The following is an 18,605-nucleotide window of genomic DNA, read 5'->3' on the forward strand; positions in this document are numbered from 1 at the left end:
AAGTTGAGCATTTTATATTTAATCTAAGCGTTTAATTTTTAAATTTAATTTATATCAAAAATTTTCATATCATAGTTATTCAGGAGATGATCTAACACCATCTCCTGATCAATTGAATATTCAACATTAAAGCTGCTGATTACGCTTTTTCATACGCGGTTTATACATCATTTGATAGGTCACTGCTAAAATAATCACCCACAATGGGCTGATGATTAAAGCTTTTAAAGTATCAGGCTCTAGACTTAAAATCACCAAAGTAAAAGCAAGGAAGATCAAAACAAGATAAGACATCCATACACCACCCGGCATTTTAAAGTTTGATTTCTCATGCAATTCTGGGCGTAATTTACGGTAGCGTATATAACACACCATAATAATACTCCAGATACTAATGAATAAAATCACACATAAAGAACTGGCTAAGGTAAATGCTTCAACGGTATTTGGAACAAAATATTGTAGTGCTGCACCTGCCATAATAAAGCCACAAGAGAACAATAAACCTTTTGCAGGAACGGCGCGTTTAGACAGTTCAGCCAACTTAGTCGGTGCTTGTCCTTCTTTGGCCAATCCAAACAACATACGACTGGTCGAAAATACACCACTGTTCATCGATGACATTACCGAGGATAAAACCACCAAGTTCATAATCACAGCCGCTGCACCAATACCAGCATGTAGAAACAATGTGACAAATGGACTTTGATCCGCAGGAATTTCATTCCAAGGGGTTACCGACATCACGATAAAGAGTGCCAATACATAGAACAAAATAATACGGGTCGGAATCGCATTGACCGCTTTAGGTAAGTTCTTTTCAGGATCTTTGGTTTCTGCCGCCATAGTACCGATCAGCTCGACACCGACAAAAGCAAACAAGGCAATTTGGAAACCTGCTAAAAAGCCACTTGCGCCTTTCGGGAACATGCCACCATGCGACCAGACATTGCTAAAGCTTGCAACTGAACCTGTCGGTGCTTGGAAATGGCTCAACACCATATAGCCACCAATAAGAATCAATCCGACAATGGCTAAAATTTTGATCAAAGCAAACCAAAACTCAATTTCACCAAACAACTTTACCGTGAGGAGATTAATACCCAATACCAAGAGTACGCATCCTGCACTAATTAAGGCTTGTCCCATGGGGGTAAAGGCGGTTCCGTCAGGAAGCCAAAAATTAAGATAATTGATAATTGCAGCCAAATCCGCAATACCCACTAAGATCCAACCGAGCCAGTATGACCAGCCAATATAATAGCCAGCACCCGGACCAATTAAGTCATGTGCCATATCAATAAAGGATTTGTAGTGCAGATTTGAAAGTAGAATTTCACCCAATGCGCGCATCAGGAAAAAGAACATTGCACCAATGATCATATAAATGATCAGAATTGAAGGGCCTGCAAGGGAAATGGTTTTCCCTGAACCCATAAATAAGCCTGTACCAATTGCACCACCAATCGCAATTAATTGTAGGTGACGATTGGATAATTTCCGTTGTAGCTCATTTGGCGACGATGGTACGTCATCTGAATGGCTTGAAGTTGTCATAAAAATATCCTTTTTGACAATTTTTTGGAGGTAAAACCCGCTTGTGGCATAAGAACATTCCCGTTCTATTGTTCTACCTAACGCGAACTGGGCCACATGGTTTACATGTGTCCAGCTTTAATTCGGGGCAAATACTGCTTTAATTATTGACAATAATCAATTCTACTTTATGACAAGAGATTAATTTATGCCTGCGCCGCAATAACTGCGATCTCAATCAACCAATCTGGATTAACCAAATCAGCTTGAATCGTTGCGCGAGATGGTGCAACACAGCCTTCTAACCAATCAATCCAAATGGTGTTGAACGTCGCAAAATCATCTAAATTTTTGATGTAGACATGAGCAGACAATAAACGTGATTTATCAGTATTTGCCTCAAGCAATAACTGGTCAATTGTTGCCAAGATTTCTTGAGTTTGACCAATAATATCCTGTTGGGTATTTTTAGGAACTTGGCCTGACAAATAAACCACTTTATTGAAAATGGTGACTGCACTCATTACTTGATTGCTGTTGAGTTTTTGAATGTCTGCGTGTTGAACGTTGTTTGACATGTTGATGTCCTTATTTTGAAATTTTAAAATTTACCCGTGCAGTTACACCACACATGAGCTCATAACCTACGGTTCCAGAACTTGCTGCAACTTCATCAATCGGCAGTACAGTTCCATTTGAAGACTGTCCCCAAAGTACCACTTCACTTCCAACTCGCGCATCTGGGATATGGGTTAAATCAACCGCTAACATGTCCATGCTGACACGACCAATAGTTTGGGTTCGTACAGAATTAACCAATACGGGTGCATCCATAGAAATACGTTGGTAACCATCTGCATAACCACATGCCACAATACCGATTTTCATGGCTTGGGTTGCAGTAAATTTAGATCCATAACCCACTGTTTCACTCGGCTGTAAATCTTGAATTGCAATGATTTCACTGCGTAAACTCATGCTTGGTTTAAGATTCCAATCTTGAATTGAATGTGTTGGATAGTCTGGAGAACTGCCGTACAGCATAATCCCGCTACGAATATAATCTGAACGTAAATCTTGTGAATGTCGGAGAATGGCCGCACTATTTGAAACTGAGCGCTCACCGTCTAAATCTTGAATGGTTTGTTCAAAAATAGCCTGCTGGTAGGCAATCCCAGATTGCCCCAAACGCTCACCATCAGCATCTGAAAAATGCATCATATGCGTGATAGATTTCACCACATCGAATTGCTTTAATCTTTGCCACATTGCCCGATACGCATCAGGTTTAAAACCAAGGCGATTCATTCCTGTATTCATTTTTAAAAATACATCAAATTGAGGCTGTGCTGGATTGTCTTTGAGAGATTGGCTTTGAAATTGTTCTAGCCAATTCACTTGATCTTCATTATGCAGGCTAAAACTTAATTGATACTTTTCACAATCCAATAAATCATCTGCTGAAAAAATGCCTTCTAAGAGCAGAATTGGACCTGTCCATCCCGATGTTCTTAGGCGTTTTGCTTCATCGATATCCAACAAAGCAAAACCATCTGCGGATTTGAATGCATCATAGACACGTTCAATACCGTGTCCATAAGCATTGGCCTTGACGACGGTAAAAACTTTACTTTGTGGCATAAATTGACGGGCGACATTCAGGTTATGCAACAAAGCATCCTGATGAATGACGGCAGTAATTGGTCTAGGCATTTTATTCATCCCTGAATATGGATTGGCGTTGTAAATTATTTATCGCTAAACAATTTATTTATCACTGTTTTAACAAAGTGGCACTTAAGCAGCGTGTGGATAACGCTGAATAGATAAACCTTCGGTACTGATATCGGTTTGATGATTAAGCACCAGATCACTGATCAATTTTCCTGAACCACATGCCATCGTCCAGCCTAAAGTGCCATGTCCAGTATTGAGGAATAAGTTTTTAAAACGTGTTGCGCCAATAATTGGTGTGCTGTCTGGGGTCATTGGGCGAAGACCGGTCCAAAATGACGCTTGTGCCAAATCACCACCCGGGAATAAATCTTGGGTCACCATTTCCAATGTGCCACGGCGATCCGCATTTAAACCATGATTAAAACCGCTTAATTCTGCCATTCCACCAACACGAATACGTTGATCAAAACGAGTAATCGCGATTTTATAGGTTTCATCCAAAACTGTAGATTGTGGTGCAAATGTTGGATCAACAATTGGAATAGTTAAAGAATAACCCTTCACTGGGTAAACAGGTAAATTCAATTCCAGCGGCTTTAAGAAATCACGTGAATAGCTACCAAAAGCCAATACATAGCGATCAGCAGTTAACACTTCACCATTAACCACTACACCTTTGATTTCATCACCTTCAACCACCAATCTTTCAACATTTTGGTTGAATTTAAACTCGACACCTAAACCTTTGGCTAAATTGGCTAAAGCATTGGTAAATAAATAGCAGTCGCCTGTTTCATCATTTGGAAGATGTAAACCACCAACCAATTTATCTTTGGCATGTTCTAATGCTGGTTCTACTTTAGCAAGATCATCTTTAAGCAATAACTCATGTGGAACACCACATTCTTTGAGTACAGCAATATCACGCTGAACCATTTCTAATTGGGCTTCATTACGGAAAACTTGCAACGTGCCTTTTGAACGGTTTTCGTATTCAATCCCAGTATCTTTACGCAGTTCTCTTAAACAGTCACGGCTATATTCTGCTACACGGGTCATGCGTTCTTTGTTGATCGCATAACTTTCAGAGTTACAGTTTTTAAGCATTTGCGCCATCCACTGCAACTGCCACATACTGCCATCGATATTAATCGCAAGTGGTGCATGATGTTGAAACATCCACTTAACCGCTTTAAATGGAATACCGGGTGCAGCCCACGGTGTCGAATAGCCTGGAGAAATTTGACCTGCATTACCAAAGCTGGTTTCTTCAGCTGGACCTGCTTGACGGTCTAAAACTGTAACTTGTGCTCCTTGCTGCGCGAGGTAATATGCACTTGCTACGCCAATCACACCACTACCTAATACTATTACACGCATTTCTTATCCTTTATGCATTTACTAGTTTATTTCACTAGTATATTTTTGGTTAAATAGTTTATTTCACTATTTTTAATGCTAAAATTTAGGTGTTTTAATTTATTGTCGTGAAAAATGATTAAAAAAAAGGGAATAATTGATGCGTAAATTAGACCGTATAGATCGAATGATTTTAGATATTCTTCAAAATGAGGGTCGAATTGCCATCAGCGAATTGGCTTCACGGGTCAGTTTATCGACCACACCTTGTTCTGAACGTGTCAAACGTTTGGAGCGAGATGGCATCATTATGGGCTATCATGCACGCCTAAACCCGAAACACCTTGATCGTAACTTATTGGTTTTTCTAGAAATTAGTTTATCCGCAAAGTCTGGTGATGTGTTTGAACAAGTGGCTAAGGACTTAATGGAAATACCAGAAGTACAAGAGTGCCATCTTATTTCGGGAGATTTTGATTATTTAGTCAAAGCCCGATTAAAAGAAATGAGCGCTTATCGACGCTTACTTGGTGATTTACTTAAAAAACTTCCATCTTCAGCCTCTTCACATAGCTATATTGTGATGGAGGAAATTAAGGAATCATTGTATTTGGATGTGCGTTAATTCCATCATTTTTACCTTTAAATGGATTGACTTGCCACCCATTTCACATTTGAATATCTCTCCACCTTAAAGCCAAGTTTTACTGCAAATAGATCGTAAATTTAGCGGTGATGGGTTTAAGCGTTTAATGCTTCCACATCATGCAGTATCTCTACCCAATTTGGTGAATAACATTAAAAGACTACTGGGGATTTAGTCCCTGTTTAAATGTGTGATTGCTACTAACTATGTGATTACGAGTAAAATCCCCAACACATCGATAAAATATTCTCGGTTGGGGATCATTAAGGTAAATTCAAATTATCCCAAAAGTCTGAACTAAAAGCAGATTTAGAGTAGGTTTAACAATTCAGAGAACTTTGCAATTCTTGCTTTCGGCGCTGCTTCGTCCAATTCTTGTTTTGAGCCATATCCATATTCTACCGCAATGGTTTCAATCGCATTTTTACGTGCACCAAAAATATCATGTTCCCGATCTCCCACCATCAAACACTCTTCTGGATTTAACTTTTCTTTTTCAAGGATATAAGTGATTAACTCACCTTTATTGGTGCGCTCGCCATTTAACTCACTGCCATAGGGATAATCAAAATATTTTAATAAATCAAAATGATCTAAGATTTGACGTGCATAAACTTCAGGTTTTGCGGTGGCTAAAAACAGTCGATAGCCCTTACTTTTTAAGGCTGCCAAGGTTTGCGCTACATCATCAAAAACATGATTTTCAAATAAGCCTGTTACAGCAAAACGTTCACGATAACCCAATAAAGCTTGCTCAGCTAAGAGGTCATTTGCTTCAACATTGAGTAGCTTTGCCAATGATGCCTTTAACGGTGGACCAATAATCCAGTCGATATTTTCACTGTCAGGAATCGGATGCCCAACCTTTGCAAGTCCATAACGTGCAGATGTCGTAATGCCTACTTTTGGGTCGGTTAATGTGCCATCGAGATCGATTAAAATATTCTTTATCACCATCCAATCCTTTAAATCTGTGTTTGAAACAATTATCAAATTACTATCGAGTGTTCTCGTAAACTTGCCTATACTAACGTAAATTTGTGAATTAAGGACATCATCGTGCGCCCTACTGTACTTTGTTTTTCAGGTCTAGACCCTTCTGGTGGTGCTGGTATACAGGCTGATATTGAAGCGATTGGTCAAAGTGGCGCACATGCGGCAATTGCTTGTACAGCATTAACCATTCAAAACTCTCAACAAGTTTTTGGTTTTGAAGCCAGCTCCAAAGAACTACTGCTTGCTCAGGCCAATGCAGTTGTCGGTGATTTACCCATTAAAGCCATCAAATCGGGGATGTTAGGAACCACAGATAATATTGCTGCACTGGCTGAGTTTTTACGTGAACATCCAGATTATCTATATGTACTTGATCCTGTTTTAGTGGCAAATAGTGGTGGTTCACTGGGTAATCAAGAGACCTTGGTTAAAGCCTTTATTGAACTGATTCCTCTGGCAACAATCATTACCCCAAATACTGTGGAATTACGCGCCTTAACAGCAGAACAAGACATAGAAAAAGCCACAGCCAAACTGTTTGAAATGGGCGCACAAGCGGTTCTGGTAAAAGGTGGGCATGAAGATACCCCAGACTATATTCGCAACGCCTTGTATGTGAATGGTGAAATGATCGCTGAATCTAAATGTCCCCGTTTGGCAGGTGAATACCATGGTTCAGGTTGTTCATTGGCAAGCTTTATTGCAGGACGTTTAGCACTAGGAGATCCGCTTAAAATCGCGGTACAACATGCTGAAACATGGTTATTTGGTGTATTAAAAAATGCCGAAACGCCGATTGAAGGTGGCCAAAAAATTCCAAAGCGCTTTTAAATGTTGAATATTGCTCTGCACTTTTGAAAATAGCATCCAAGTTTCACTAAACAGCTGAAACTTGGAAACTCCCCTAAAACAATAGAAAAGACAATGAGAATAATAATGTACAAAATACTCACGACAACAATGCTATCAAGTTTACTTTTAACCTCATTCGCCGTATTTGCTCAACCACAACAACAAACTGTAAATCACAATATTAACGATGTAGTGAATGGGCAAAAAACCCATTTTATTTTTAAAGATGGCGATGATGAATCAGGTCAACTCATCATTCAAACAGCAGCTAAACAGCAAGCATTTGATCTTGCAGAATTACCATTTGAACGAAAACGACAGATTCATTTTCAAGACTATAATTTTGATGGATATACCGATATTGCTGTGTCTACACCTGATATGGGAATGGGGGTTTATTCTATTTTTGATATTTTTCTCTACCGACCTAAAAGTAAAGATTATCAAGTGTTGGACCAAGAAAAATTTGATTTTAGCCATGCACAATGTTCTGGATTGACGGATCTCAAACTGATTCCCCAGAAGAAACAAATGACCAGCTCATGTCGAGGTGGCGCAAGATGGTGGATCGACACTTACCAATTTAAAAATGGGCAATGGAAATGGTTAAAGTCTAAAGCTGCGGATGAGTGATTTTTCCCCCTCATCCTCTGCTGATATTAATGCCACTGATACAGCATAAGACCCCAATCAAACAAAAAATATAATGTAATCTGGACGATGTTGATTATGAGTAATCTGTTCATTTCTCAGTATATTTATCTTTAAGGCTTTGTATATGTTGGCGATTGGTTTTCCACGACTTTTCTAAAATTTCTTTCTCTAGACGATACTGAATACGTTTTAATTTCATTGGAGGAATGTTGATTTGCTTAAATTTTTTGACATAATCTGTCCAACCTGCACCACGAAAGACGTGGTTTGGCATTTGGGTTTTAAATTCGCAATCAGGCATAAAAACCACGATTGAATGGATCTGAGTTGAATCAACAATATCTGTGAGCACACTTTCTAAAACTTTTTGATGTTTATAATTTTGATGTAATGGATTTTGGAACTTATAGCTCTTTTTATAAATCTTTTGTGTCCAAATCTTTTGACGCTCGCCACCAAATATCCAACCTTTATAATTCTTTGTTTCAATGACAAAAATACCATAAGGGCTTAATAAAATATGATCTATTTGGGTGGTCTGATTTTGCTCATCAGGCAGAGTACAATCATTTAATAAAATATAATTTTCTTTGTCTAAATAGAGTTTTACATGGGTGCTGACAGCAAATTCACCTATTTTCCCTTTTAAAAAGGGCTTAAAGAATTTAACCAGCGTAATCGCAACGAAAAGTAAAACAATCCAACCTAAATTTGATAATAATGGTACAAAAATTTGAGCAATCATTTTAAATTGTAATGTAATAATGAATAGCGTTGAGTCTATGGCACTTGTTCAATTTTTAAAAGAATATCCTTATTATCCAACCCACCCGCAAAACCCACTAATTTACCATCAGCCCCGACCACACGATGACATGGCGCAATAATAGAGATGGGATTTTTACCATTCGCTGCACCCACTGCCCGAACCGCTTTGACATTTCCAATCTGTTCTGCGATCTCTTTATAGCTACGCGTTTCACCAAATGGAATCGTCAACAAAGCTTGCCAAACTTTCTGTTGAAACTCAGTCCCCGCAAAATCTAGCGGTAAATCGAACTGGGTTCTTTTTCCTTGAAAATACTCATTCAATTGTTTCGCCGTCTCCAACAAAACTGGATGTGTATTGTTTTTAATTAATTCAGCCAAACGAACCCGTTTAGGATTTTCATTTTCCCAAAGTACTGCAATCAAGGCATGATCATGGGCGACTAATTTTAATATCCCGACTGGGGAGCTCATTTCCATAAATGAAAGTTGCATGTCCTTATTCCCTTTCCAACTCACCAACAGCTTAACTTAGCTTGAAGATAATTTCATCAAAATAAGACCTGAAATAATCAATACAGCAGCCAACATCCGCATCGCTGAAGCTGCTTCACCTAAAAAGAAAATTCCGACGGCAAAAGAACCAATCGCACCAATCCCTGTCCACACGGTATAAGCTGTTCCAAGTGGTAATGTTTTCATTGCATAAGAAAGTAATGCAAAACTTGCAATCATAAAGATGATGGTCAAAATACTCGGTGTCAGCTTGGTAAACCCGTCAGATACCTTCATAAAATATGCCCAAACCACCTCAAACACACCCGCAACTGCCAATAAAACCCATGCCATTACACATTCACCATTTTCTATTGGATGTTTCCACTATTGATTACACCATGAACTACACGTAAAAAAAGTGCTATCTCCTACAGAAATAGCACTTAAACATTTCAATAAATTAAGTCGAAGAAAGTTTCATTAAAACTAAGCCAGAAACAATCAGTACAGCAGCGAACATACGCATTGCTGTTGCAGGTTCGCCCAAGATAAAAATACCAACCAAGAATGAGCCTATCGCTCCAATCCCTGTCCAAATGGTATAAGCAGTTCCCAATGGCAAAGTACGCATCGCATATGCCAATAGACCAAAGCTTAAAATCATGAAAAATAAGGTGACAATACTTGGTGTAAGCTTTGTAAAACCTTCGGACAATTTCATACTATATGCCCAAACGATTTCAAAGATACCTGCGAAAATAAGAAAAACCCAAGCCATGACCAGCTCCAAATTTAAATTAGAATCAGGCCGTCCTGACGATTTTTCTCAAATTGAGGGAGGTCGTTCCTCCTGAAGAAGCCTAATTATATCAACTCATGTTGAGGAATTTATTAAAATTTACAAAATTTGACCTTTTTTACATTTCGAATAATTTTTTTTCATGAGGCTTACTTTATGATCAAGCATGCTAAATATAAAAATCAGGGATCAAAACCATGAAACATGATTATTGGGGTGATATCCACCCGAGCTGGGCTGGGTTTAGTTCAGAAACATTTTTTTCGCATTGTTTTTTTAATCAAAATGCTGATCGGGAGATTTTCTTAGGGGAAGAGTTTGATGAAGATGGCGATGAAATCGAAGAAGCGCCCAATCTTGATCAACTCAACGCTTTTGCAAAAACCTACCAATTATTTATCAACAGTATTGAACAACATGTTCAGACCATCCAGCAACATGCTTTTGAACGCTATCAAAAGCTTTATGCACATTATTATGAAAATCCAGAAAAATCAGGTGAGGCTGCATTGAATATTCAGGATGTGGAATCTCACAATCCTTATATTCAGACCATGTTAAATTTGCGTGTGAGTGCACCCGACACTTTAACCCTCTCTATTCATTATGATTTAGATACAGAGCATGGAATGGAATTTAAATTTGTAAATAACCAGCTTGAACGTGTTGCTGGCATTGCAGAAACGTAAAAGGTCACTCCCAAAGAAGTGACCTTTTGCTTTATACGAAAAACGAAAGCTTAGAATCTAAAACGCAGACCTGCACCATATAACCAACCTGATTCGGAGTCAGTTGCAGTTTGCCATGCTGTCTCTTTGTTACCTTTAGAATATGCATAGGCCACACTCACATAAGGCATCACCTTTTTTGTGATTTCATAACGGGTTTCTAAACCTGTTTTAATGCTGTTTAGACCTGTTTTTTGGGCATAGCGTGAATCATCGCTAAATACCACATTTAAATCTAAATAAGGCTTTAAAATCAGCTTTTGAGTTAATAGTAAATCACGTTCAGTTTCTAGGCTAAATGCAACCCGACTGTCTTGTCCGAAATACAGATAAGCATCTGTCTCAAAAAAGTACTGTGCCAATCCGTGTAAACCCAAAGCCGCATCAAAGCGTTCCTGATCAGTGCTTCGTTCAGGATTATCACTGTAGCGCACACCTGCTTGTACATCCCAAAAATCAGCAATGTTACGACTATAGAGTGCACTTAGATCATATTCTACTTTGTCTGATTCAGCCTTACTGGAGCTCCCTTTAATGAATAACTTATTTTCATCAGTACCTATGCGTAACTCTAAAGATGAATCTAAAGTACCTTTTCCATCTTCATCCAGCATCCAAGCATTATCAATAGTCACTCTCTGATAAACCTGCGCACCATGTTCTTTACGATGATCATGGGTACTATGCGAAGCTATGCTCTCCTCCCCCATAGTGGTTGTAAGCGCTTGATGCTGTGTATGATCTACAGCATTGCTTTGCTCATCCAACTGATTCATTTTTGAATGATCCATGCTTGAATGATCAGTCACTACAGTTGATTCAGTCCCAATACTCGTATCACTTTGCATCTGATGCCCTTCATGGGCCAAAGCCAAACCACTCAGCATAAGTAATGAACTTGCCAGAACTGATTTAGAAAAAAGATTAATGATTTGCATGTTCGTCTCCTTTCACTTCAGTCTTTTGAGTGGTGTTGCTTGTTTGAACTGGCTGAGTGGAAACTTTGCCTTCACTCACATTGGCAACAATCAATTTATTCATCATCCCTGCACTCATGTGGTAGAGCAAATGACAATGGATTGCCCATTCACCCAATTCATCAGCGGTTAATAATGCTGTAACTGTTTTTGCAGGTGGTACAACAATGGTGTGTTTATTGGGCATATCCACAGCAGGCTGACCATTTTCCAGTTGCATAAACATGCCATGTAAATGCATTGGATGCGCCATCATACTGTCATTGATAAATTTAATTCGGATACGTTCGCCATATTTCACTTTGAGTGGTTCAGCATCACTGAATTTTTTACCATTAATCGTCCAAACATAACGCTCCATGGTTCCGCCTAAGCGAATCACCAATTCACTGGTGGCATCACGAGTATCAGGTTGAGGGGTTAGTGATTTTAAATCACTGTATTGCAGTGCTTTATCTCCTTGCGGCGTCGATGCATTTGCCCAACCATAAACCACTTGGTCATTTTTTTGCGCTGCCGATGAATTGCGATGCTGTGAATGATCTATAGCTTGCGTATCATCCGCATTCATTTTTGAATGGTCCATACCTTGCATATCGTTGGCATTCATTTTTGAATGATCCATGCCCTGCATATCATTCGCACTCATTTTCGAGTGATCCATGCCTTGCATATCACCCATACTCATTTTGGAGTGATCCATGCCTTGCATATCGTTGGCATTCATTTTTGAATGATCCATACCCTGCATATCTTTCGCATTCATTTTGGAATGGTCCATGCCTGACATATCACCCATACTCATTTTGGAGTGATCCATCCCTCCGCCACCATGACCTCCCATATCGTCCATAGTCAGCACAGCACGTGGACGAGCAGCAGGCATATGAATAGCAGCACTTTTTGCTGTTAATTCATTATGGAGTGTTCCAATCGCAAATCCTGAACGATCAATAGACTCTGCCTCAATCTGATAATGACTGGTTTTTGGTTCAACAATTACATCATAGGTTTCAGCTGTACCAATACGAAACTCATCTACATTTACTGGCTTTACAGGTTGCCCATCGGCACTGACCACTGTCATTTTTAGCTGAGGTATACGTACATCAAAGAACGACATTGCCGATGCATTCACAAAGCGCAGTCGAACTTTTTCATTTGGCTTAAACAGACCTGTCCAATTTTGTTCAGGGGTTTTTCCGTTTACAAGAAAGGTATAACCCGTCACATCAGACATATCTGTTTTTAACATACGCATCTGATTCCACATTTTGCGATCAGACCACGTTGCTTTTAAACCATCACGTTGTAACTGTTTCCAAACATCCCCTAAGGTTTCACGTCGATTTTGATAATATTCTGCGGAAATTTTTAGGTTTTTTTGGATCTGGTCGCTGGTTTGCTCATGAAAATCCGACAACATCACCACATAATCACGATCTGTGCGTTCATGTGCTGCCAGCGGTTTTTTATTCTTTGGATAAATCACTAAAGAACCATATAAGCCATCCTGTTCTTGGCCTTTCGAATGGGCATGATACCAATAGGTTCCACTCTGACGAACTTTAAACTTATAGACAAATTCTTCGTTGGGTTTGATCCCGTTATAACCATTAAAGCCAGGTACACCATCCATAATGCCGGGCAATAATAGGCCATGCCAATGGATCGATGAATCCTGATTCTTTAAATTATTTTTAACTCGAATCACCGCTTCATCACCTTCTTCAAATTCTAAAAGTGGTGCGGGAAACTGGCCATTTACAGTAATTCGTTTTACAGGTTTACCTGTTACATTGACGATTCCTTCATCAATGCTGAGTTGATATTCTTTGATTTCGGCAATTCCCCAAGTTGAGGAGACCAAGCACAATGTCGCAATCAAGCTTTGAGCTAATCGCTTTTGAGATAACTGAATAAACATAACTTAACCTAAATTTTAACAAGCAATTTTGAATAAAAAAGTGTCTAAAATCAGATTAGGCTTTTGGAGGGCGTAGGATTTCTTGCCAATGCCCTGCGAGGTGCTGAGCTTGGTAATTGATTTGATAGGCTTGAGTATTTTGCAGATGATCAGGTGCAATCAATTTTGGAATATCAGGATTGAACCAAACCACTGAAGATTGGCATGAGAATGCAGCACAATCTAGACATTTAGTCAGTTGCGTATCTTGAGATTGAACCTGTTGATTATGGCAATCTTTTAGATTTTGCGCCTGTTGCTCATGATTGAGATGCGAGTTTTGATCATTTTGTTTTTGTTGTATATCTGCACAGTGCTGTTTCATTTCTTGTACAACACTGTTTTTCATCATCGATTGATGTTCATCTACAAGCGATGAATTCATCATTTGCTCATGTTGCATCACATTTACAGATGCAATAGACACACTGCTCCACCCTATGGCAAAAACCATAAGACAAACAAACCAAAGCCGTTTGTGCAGTTGTCTAAACAAAACTAAAACCTATGTTTTAATCTAAGATGAAGCTAAAGCATAGCCAATAATGACGAGTTTGGCAAATATCACGCGGAAAGATTGTCAATATCACTGAATAATTTTCCATCAACTGCACTTTGAATAAAAAATGAATAATTAAATTGATGAGTAGCGGACTATTCTTATTAAAAAAGAGCTCGTTTGAGCTCTTTTTAAACAAAAATTGCATGTGTGATAAACGATTGATCACCCTTTGATTAATCTATACCCAGCTTATCCATATGCTTATCAACATGGTTATCCATATAGTTATCATCAAAGTTATCCACAATTCACACAATACATTTGTGGAAAAGTTTAAGCCGAAACTTGTCCAACTTTTGCTAATTCAGCGCGCATTTCGTTAATCACAGCTTGATAATCAGGCTTACTAAAAATTGCAGAACCTGCAACAAACATATCTGCTCCCGCTTCAGCAATTTCACGGATATTTGCTGGGCCAACACCACCATCAATTTCTAAACGAATGTCACGACCTGAAGCATCAATAATTTTACGCGCCTCACGTAATTTATCCAAAGTGGTTGGAATAAATTTTTGACCGCCAAAACCTGGGTTTACACTCATTAAAAGCACTTGATCCACTTTATCTAAAACATAATCGAGATAATGCAAGGGTGTTGCTGGATTAAATACCAAGCCTGCTTTGGCACCACCATCTTTAACCAATTGTAATGAACGGTCGATATGATGCGTTGCTTCAGGATGAAAAGTAATAATATCTGCACCTGCTTCTAAGAAATCACCAATCATACGATCAACAGGTGAAACCATAAGATGCACATCAATCGGGGCTTTGATCCCATATTTCTTTAATGCCTTACATATACCCGCACCAAAAGTTAGGTTTGGCACATAGTGGTTATCCATGACATCAAAGTGGACAACATCTGCACCAGCTGCCAATACATGTTCCACATCTTCACCCAGACGGGCAAAATCAGCAGATAAAATTGAAGGTGCGATCAGATATGGCTTGGACATGAAACAACCTGGCAAAGATAAAAATTTTTCCCATTATAACAAACTTACCCTATTGGGTTGTTTTAAAAAGCAACAGTTTTACTTATCTTGCTCATTTATCAGGTCATAGCAATCAATCTGGTTGAATCAGCGGCTGTCTATTACTTGATGATATGGGTTTTAACGAATAATCTGATCTTTTGAGAAAAATACAAAAATAAAGGGCTTCATTAAGCCCTAGATCCAGTCACCGCCACCTTGCACAATCTATAGATAAACATCGCTTATCTATACTGTTTAAGGTTTAGCCAGTTGTTTTTTCTCAAAATCACGAACCATTTTAATGCGTTCTTCAGTTGCAGGATGTGAAGACAAGGCATCAAAAATCTCTAAAGAGCTCTCTTTTTCACTAGACTCATTTTGAGGCTGTTTTTTATTTGGGTCAGTTTTTTTATCAGCTTCAGCCGTTTTGCCTGCCTGCTTTGGTTTTTCTTCCAGTGCAGTTTCATCACTTAAGCGTTGTAAGAAATTCGCAAAATGAGACACTTCAATGCCTTTACGATCCATCAATTTCAGCGCATACATATCCGCCTCAGCTTCAAATTTGCGTGAATAATTTGCACCGATCATCGCGGCAGGTAACGAGGTCAAGAGGTCTGAACTGTCTCCCGTCATGGCAATATAGAGTACACTCAACCCCAAACTGGTCAAGCCTTGCTGTAAGCTATGCCGTTCCACCAAATGCCCTTGCTCATGAGCCAAGACACCTAAAATCTCTTGATCACTATGCGCCATTTCAATCAGCTCATCGGTAACAATGATCGTATTGTTGGGTAAAGCCACTGCGTTGGCACCCAATCGCCCACCTTCACGAAAAACCAATTTTGCTGGCTTTCCTTCAGCGATGGTATTTAGATATTGCTTGGAAATTTGATCTTTTTGACCTTGTGCCAAATGACTGGGGTTAGTCCAATTATTCAACACATATTTTTCCGCTTCATCGCCTAATTTATTCAAACTATTTTCAGGCAACTGAAAAGCAACATAATGTGATGCCGCCGGAACACCCCATTTTACTAAAGCAAAAACAAAAGCCACCACAAAGATGATACTGAATACAATTAAACTTGGAGAGCGTTCTAATTTCCAGATTGAATGCTGGACATTTTTAGTCCCCAAATTAAACCATTCTGGTAAAGCCCCCTGAAATTCAATCCGTGCGTCATCTTTAAGTTCAATTGCAGGATTTAATTGCCCCAGTGCGCCAATTAATTCCATATCGCGATATGCATAACGGCGTTGATGCTCTAAACGCTCACCATACTGAATCAGCACTTCGAACTCAGATTGAGCAAAAAGTTGGGCATGGTGTGGTTTAGACACCACACCATCATAGAAAATGACTTCTATTGGTCGTGACATAAATTATTCAACTCATATCATTATAAAGAAACATCAATGTCGAAGATGTCACTAATTTCTTCAGCTAAAGCACTTTGCTCTTGCTGTGCAAGATTCATCATTTGATCTGGATCATCATGCAAAATTAAACTCATCGAATCAACTTGATATTTGTGAATACGAATTGCCGCCCATGCAGACATTAAACCAATACTTAATATTTTAACCAGCCAATTTGATGCCACAATCCATGCATAACGCCATTGATTACAATCTGTTTTAAATTGGCTGCTGCCAACTGTTGTATTGTTCCATGTGGTAATAAAAATACGTGCCGCGATCAATGGATAAATAAACAACCCTGCCACAGCGTACATCGCAAAGACACCAAAGATAAAAAAGTTTGGCGTATACCCTGCAATAAAGCCGATAATTCCGAAATAAATAATGCCAAATGCCAGCATAATTCCAAAAGACATAAAAATTGGAATGTAAACTGCCGCCATATAGGCTGACCAATCGGCATTCAATTTAAAATCCAACTGCCCTGCATATAAATGATCGATGTAGTATTTTTTATACAACCAGATCGCAACAGGAGCAAATATCCCTAAACTAAAAATATAAATTAGAATACTCAGAAAAAAGACTTTATAGGATTCTTTTGTAGTTCCCGCAAAATAAAACCGACTATTGCCGAATTTACTGTTTCTTGCGGTAAAGCGCATTGTTGCCCGAATCAGCCATGGCACTGCTGCATACAGCACCACTAAACCAACCACCGTCGCAATCATGGAATACTGCGAGGAGATTGAAAAGGCGGCATAAATACCCAATGCAATCAAACGTCCAACTAAAATTTTGGTGGGGATGCCAGTAAAGTCAAAACGTCTTTTAAAGAATTCAGTATTACCATAAAAATAACGTAAACGACGTACTTTCGCCCAAGGCGCGTACAAACTTAAAGTAATGATGGTCAATAAGATATTCACAATCCATATACCAAAATATTCCATTGCATCACCGTGAAATTTAAAACGGTGAATTCTAGGAGATTGCTGATCTACGGGCTGCTGTATTTCTGGTGGTGTAGCGCCTTTTTCCAAACTCAAATGACTCGGAAATGGAGGCGGTATTTGTTCTTGCATATTCTTCTCTTTATTCAAATTATTTGATGACAATCTAAAATGATATGAAATAAAAAACCTCAAAAAGCAGTTTATATTTTTTCTGCGCTGAAAGAAATAGAGTAAAAGCAAACAACGATTTACTTTTACTCAAAATTCAGTTTTTGTTAGACGATTCAATTATTTTTGTAGTTGCAAAGCATGAAATTGTAAATGGTCATCAATAAAACTTTGAATGAAATAATAACCGTGATCATAACCTTCATGAAATCTTAAGGTGAGTTTTTGCCCAACTTTATGACAAGCTTGTTGGTATTTCTCGGGATTCAATTGACTATAAAACTGATCTTTTATACCTTGATCGATAAGCACTTCGTCAAATAACTGACCTTTAGAAAGCAGTAATTGAGTCGCATCATGCTTTGTCCACTCAGACTGATCAGCGCCTAAATAATGAGAAAATGCCTTTTCACCCCAAGGACATTCTGTCGGTGCACAAATCGGTGCAAATGCAGATACTGATTTAAAATAATTTGGATATTTCCAAGCCAGTGTTAGTGCGCCATGCCCGCCCATACTATGACCAAAGATTCCTACAGCTTCAGATTGAATCGGTAAATTTTTTATTAGCAATGGATAAAGTTCATCTACAATATAACTTTCCATCTGAAAATGCTCAGCCCAAGGTGCTTGAGTTGCATTGAGATAGAATCCTGCACCCTGCCCCAAATCCCATGAATCGCCTTGTGCAACGTGTTCACCACGAGGTGATGTATCAGGTGTAATCAAGATTAAACCAAGCTGAGATGCCAAGCGCTGTGCATGCGCCTTTATGATAAAGGTTTCTTCTGTACAGGTCAGTCCTGCTAAATAGAATAATGCAGGACATTTCTGCCCTTTTAATGCTTGAGGCGGAAGATATGTCGCAAACTTCGTTGCCCCTTTTAAATAATTTGACTGAGTTTGGTAAATTCTTTGTTCACCATCAAAACAGATATTTTTACTTAAAAGTTCCATCAGCGCATCGCTCCACATTTTGATCTTTAAATTGTTTAGGGCTACCGTCTTATAGCATCAATAGATTCAACTCAATATAAATTAAAGCGCTTTTGCTTTCGCA

The 18,605-nt window shown here is 38.8% G+C and carries 20 protein-coding genes; 4 read left to right on the top strand and 16 right to left on the bottom strand.

Annotated features, from left to right (window positions below; all coding sequences use genetic code 11):
• Window positions 1–126: 126 nt before the first annotated feature.
• The 4 genes from ASC84_RS13610 to ASC84_RS13625 all read right to left on the bottom strand — a co-directional run bounded on the left by ASC84_RS13610 (window position 127) and on the right by ASC84_RS13625 (window position 4,593).
• The gene (locus ASC84_RS13610; RefSeq protein ID WP_004723666.1) at window positions 127–1,557 is read right to left on the bottom strand and encodes an amino acid permease; all 1,431 of its coding nucleotides are present in this window, start codon (window positions 1,555–1,557) and stop codon (window positions 127–129) included.
• 185 nt (window positions 1,558–1,742) lie between these two features.
• Complete coding sequence (locus ASC84_RS13615; protein ID WP_004723667.1) at window positions 1,743–2,114, bottom strand: RidA family protein; 372 nt, start codon at window positions 2,112–2,114, stop codon at window positions 1,743–1,745.
• A 10-nt stretch (window positions 2,115–2,124) separates the two neighbouring features.
• Window positions 2,125–3,249 carry an alanine racemase gene (gene alr / locus ASC84_RS13620; RefSeq protein ID WP_056515572.1) on the bottom strand — a complete coding sequence of 375 codons (1,125 nt, stop codon included), beginning with the start codon at window positions 3,247–3,249 and terminating at the stop codon, window positions 2,125–2,127.
• Window positions 3,250–3,333: 84 nt separating this feature from the next.
• Window positions 3,334–4,593: a D-amino acid dehydrogenase gene (locus tag ASC84_RS13625; protein WP_004723669.1), complete on the bottom strand. Its 1,260-nt coding sequence runs from the start codon at window positions 4,591–4,593 to the stop codon at window positions 3,334–3,336.
• A 139-nt stretch (window positions 4,594–4,732) separates the two neighbouring features.
• Here ASC84_RS13625 and ASC84_RS13630 point away from each other — a divergent pair, with 139 nt between their 5' ends.
• Window positions 4,733–5,197, top strand: coding sequence for an Lrp/AsnC ligand binding domain-containing protein (locus tag ASC84_RS13630; RefSeq protein WP_004723670.1), 465 nt, complete (start codon window positions 4,733–4,735; stop codon window positions 5,195–5,197).
• A 330-nt stretch (window positions 5,198–5,527) separates the two neighbouring features.
• Here the strand turns inward: ASC84_RS13630 and ASC84_RS13635 are convergent, their stop codons facing one another.
• Window positions 5,528–6,172 carry an HAD-IA family hydrolase gene (locus ASC84_RS13635; RefSeq protein WP_056515652.1) on the bottom strand — a complete coding sequence of 215 codons (645 nt, stop codon included), beginning with the start codon at window positions 6,170–6,172 and terminating at the stop codon, window positions 5,528–5,530.
• Between the two features lie 105 nt (window positions 6,173–6,277).
• On the opposite strand from ASC84_RS13635, the gene ASC84_RS13640 reads away from it, so the two are divergent.
• Both ASC84_RS13640 and ASC84_RS13645 read left to right on the top strand, forming a co-directional pair.
• On the top strand, window positions 6,278–7,045 hold the full coding sequence (locus ASC84_RS13640; RefSeq protein WP_056515576.1) for a hydroxymethylpyrimidine/phosphomethylpyrimidine kinase: 768 nt from the start codon (window positions 6,278–6,280) through the stop codon (window positions 7,043–7,045).
• 105 nt (window positions 7,046–7,150) lie between these two features.
• The gene (locus ASC84_RS13645) at window positions 7,151–7,699 is read left to right on the top strand and encodes a hypothetical protein (RefSeq protein WP_056515578.1); all 549 of its coding nucleotides are present in this window, start codon (window positions 7,151–7,153) and stop codon (window positions 7,697–7,699) included.
• A gap of 109 nt (window positions 7,700–7,808) precedes the next feature.
• Here ASC84_RS13645 and ASC84_RS13650 read toward each other — a convergent pair whose 3' ends face one another.
• The 4 genes from ASC84_RS13650 to ASC84_RS13665 all read right to left on the bottom strand — a co-directional run bounded on the left by ASC84_RS13650 (window position 7,809) and on the right by ASC84_RS13665 (window position 9,764).
• Entirely contained in the window at window positions 7,809–8,465 is a 657-nt protein-coding gene (locus tag ASC84_RS13650; protein ID WP_056515581.1) for a nuclease-related domain-containing protein, read from the bottom strand.
• A 35-nt stretch (window positions 8,466–8,500) separates the two neighbouring features.
• Window positions 8,501–8,983: a methylated-DNA--[protein]-cysteine S-methyltransferase gene (locus ASC84_RS13655; protein WP_056515584.1), complete on the bottom strand. Its 483-nt coding sequence runs from the start codon at window positions 8,981–8,983 to the stop codon at window positions 8,501–8,503.
• A 36-nt stretch (window positions 8,984–9,019) separates the two neighbouring features.
• Window positions 9,020–9,337, bottom strand: a complete 318-nt coding sequence (gene sugE, locus ASC84_RS13660; protein ID WP_004723676.1) for a quaternary ammonium compound efflux SMR transporter SugE — start codon at window positions 9,335–9,337, stop codon at window positions 9,020–9,022.
• Between the two features lie 109 nt (window positions 9,338–9,446).
• Window positions 9,447–9,764: a multidrug efflux SMR transporter gene (locus tag ASC84_RS13665; RefSeq protein ID WP_056515587.1), complete on the bottom strand. Its 318-nt coding sequence runs from the start codon at window positions 9,762–9,764 to the stop codon at window positions 9,447–9,449.
• A gap of 218 nt (window positions 9,765–9,982) precedes the next feature.
• Between ASC84_RS13665 and ASC84_RS13670 the strand changes: the two genes are divergently transcribed.
• The gene (locus ASC84_RS13670) at window positions 9,983–10,474 is read left to right on the top strand and encodes a hypothetical protein (protein WP_056515589.1); all 492 of its coding nucleotides are present in this window, start codon (window positions 9,983–9,985) and stop codon (window positions 10,472–10,474) included.
• A 50-nt stretch (window positions 10,475–10,524) separates the two neighbouring features.
• Here ASC84_RS13670 and ASC84_RS13675 read toward each other — a convergent pair whose 3' ends face one another.
• The 7 genes from ASC84_RS13675 to fghA form a co-directional block, all read right to left on the bottom strand.
• Complete coding sequence (locus tag ASC84_RS13675) at window positions 10,525–11,451, bottom strand: copper resistance protein B (RefSeq protein ID WP_056515592.1); 927 nt, start codon at window positions 11,449–11,451, stop codon at window positions 10,525–10,527.
• On the bottom strand, window positions 11,438–13,417 hold the full coding sequence (locus tag ASC84_RS13680) for a multicopper oxidase domain-containing protein (RefSeq protein ID WP_056515595.1): 1,980 nt from the start codon (window positions 13,415–13,417) through the stop codon (window positions 11,438–11,440). Before ASC84_RS13680 ends, ASC84_RS13675 begins: the two co-directional genes overlap by 14 nt.
• A gap of 55 nt (window positions 13,418–13,472) precedes the next feature.
• A complete protein-coding gene (locus ASC84_RS13685; protein WP_227515149.1) occupies window positions 13,473–13,883 on the bottom strand; it encodes a hypothetical protein in 411 nt (136 codons plus the stop codon).
• Between the two features lie 408 nt (window positions 13,884–14,291).
• Window positions 14,292–14,978 carry a ribulose-phosphate 3-epimerase gene (gene rpe / locus ASC84_RS13690; RefSeq protein ID WP_056515599.1) on the bottom strand — a complete coding sequence of 229 codons (687 nt, stop codon included), beginning with the start codon at window positions 14,976–14,978 and terminating at the stop codon, window positions 14,292–14,294.
• Between the two features lie 276 nt (window positions 14,979–15,254).
• Complete coding sequence (locus ASC84_RS13695; protein WP_056515602.1) at window positions 15,255–16,379, bottom strand: M48 family metallopeptidase; 1,125 nt, start codon at window positions 16,377–16,379, stop codon at window positions 15,255–15,257.
• Between the two features lie 20 nt (window positions 16,380–16,399).
• Window positions 16,400–17,506, bottom strand: coding sequence for a YjgN family protein (locus tag ASC84_RS13700; RefSeq protein ID WP_056515605.1), 1,107 nt, complete (start codon window positions 17,504–17,506; stop codon window positions 16,400–16,402).
• Between the two features lie 159 nt (window positions 17,507–17,665).
• Entirely contained in the window at window positions 17,666–18,502 is an 837-nt protein-coding gene (fghA, locus tag ASC84_RS13705; protein WP_056515610.1) for an S-formylglutathione hydrolase, read from the bottom strand.
• Window positions 18,503–18,605: the final 103 nt, after the last annotated feature.

It is taken from the genome of Acinetobacter sp. Root1280 (genome assembly GCF_001425285.1).
Lineage (GTDB): Bacteria > Pseudomonadota > Gammaproteobacteria > Pseudomonadales > Moraxellaceae > Acinetobacter > Acinetobacter guillouiae.

Coding starts and splice junctions, on each gene's coding strand:
- ASC84_RS13610 (WP_004723666.1), bottom strand. CDS start 1,557: ATGACAACTTCAAGCCATTCAGATGACGTACCATCGTCGCCAAATGAG.
- ASC84_RS13615 (WP_004723667.1), bottom strand. CDS start 2,114: ATGTCAAACAACGTTCAACACGCAGACATTCAAAAACTCAACAGCAAT.
- alr (WP_056515572.1), bottom strand. CDS start 3,249: ATGCCTAGACCAATTACTGCCGTCATTCATCAGGATGCTTTGTTGCAT.
- ASC84_RS13625 (WP_004723669.1), bottom strand. CDS start 4,593: ATGCGTGTAATAGTATTAGGTAGTGGTGTGATTGGCGTAGCAAGTGCA.
- ASC84_RS13630 (WP_004723670.1), top strand. CDS start 4,733: ATGCGTAAATTAGACCGTATAGATCGAATGATTTTAGATATTCTTCAA.
- ASC84_RS13645 (WP_056515578.1), top strand. CDS start 7,151: ATGTACAAAATACTCACGACAACAATGCTATCAAGTTTACTTTTAACC.
- ASC84_RS13650 (WP_056515581.1), bottom strand. CDS start 8,465: ATGATTGCTCAAATTTTTGTACCATTATTATCAAATTTAGGTTGGATT.
- ASC84_RS13655 (WP_056515584.1), bottom strand. CDS start 8,983: ATGCAACTTTCATTTATGGAAATGAGCTCCCCAGTCGGGATATTAAAA.
- sugE (WP_004723676.1), bottom strand. CDS start 9,337: ATGGCATGGGTTTTATTGGCAGTTGCGGGTGTGTTTGAGGTGGTTTGG.
- ASC84_RS13665 (WP_056515587.1), bottom strand. CDS start 9,764: ATGGCTTGGGTTTTTCTTATTTTCGCAGGTATCTTTGAAATCGTTTGG.
- ASC84_RS13670 (WP_056515589.1), top strand. CDS start 9,983: ATGAAACATGATTATTGGGGTGATATCCACCCGAGCTGGGCTGGGTTT.
- ASC84_RS13675 (WP_056515592.1), bottom strand. CDS start 11,451: ATGCAAATCATTAATCTTTTTTCTAAATCAGTTCTGGCAAGTTCATTA.
- ASC84_RS13680 (WP_056515595.1), bottom strand. CDS start 13,417: ATGTTTATTCAGTTATCTCAAAAGCGATTAGCTCAAAGCTTGATTGCG.
- rpe (WP_056515599.1), bottom strand. CDS start 14,978: ATGTCCAAGCCATATCTGATCGCACCTTCAATTTTATCTGCTGATTTT.
- ASC84_RS13695 (WP_056515602.1), bottom strand. CDS start 16,379: ATGTCACGACCAATAGAAGTCATTTTCTATGATGGTGTGGTGTCTAAA.
- ASC84_RS13700 (WP_056515605.1), bottom strand. CDS start 17,506: ATGCAAGAACAAATACCGCCTCCATTTCCGAGTCATTTGAGTTTGGAA.
- fghA (WP_056515610.1), bottom strand. CDS start 18,502: ATGGAACTTTTAAGTAAAAATATCTGTTTTGATGGTGAACAAAGAATT.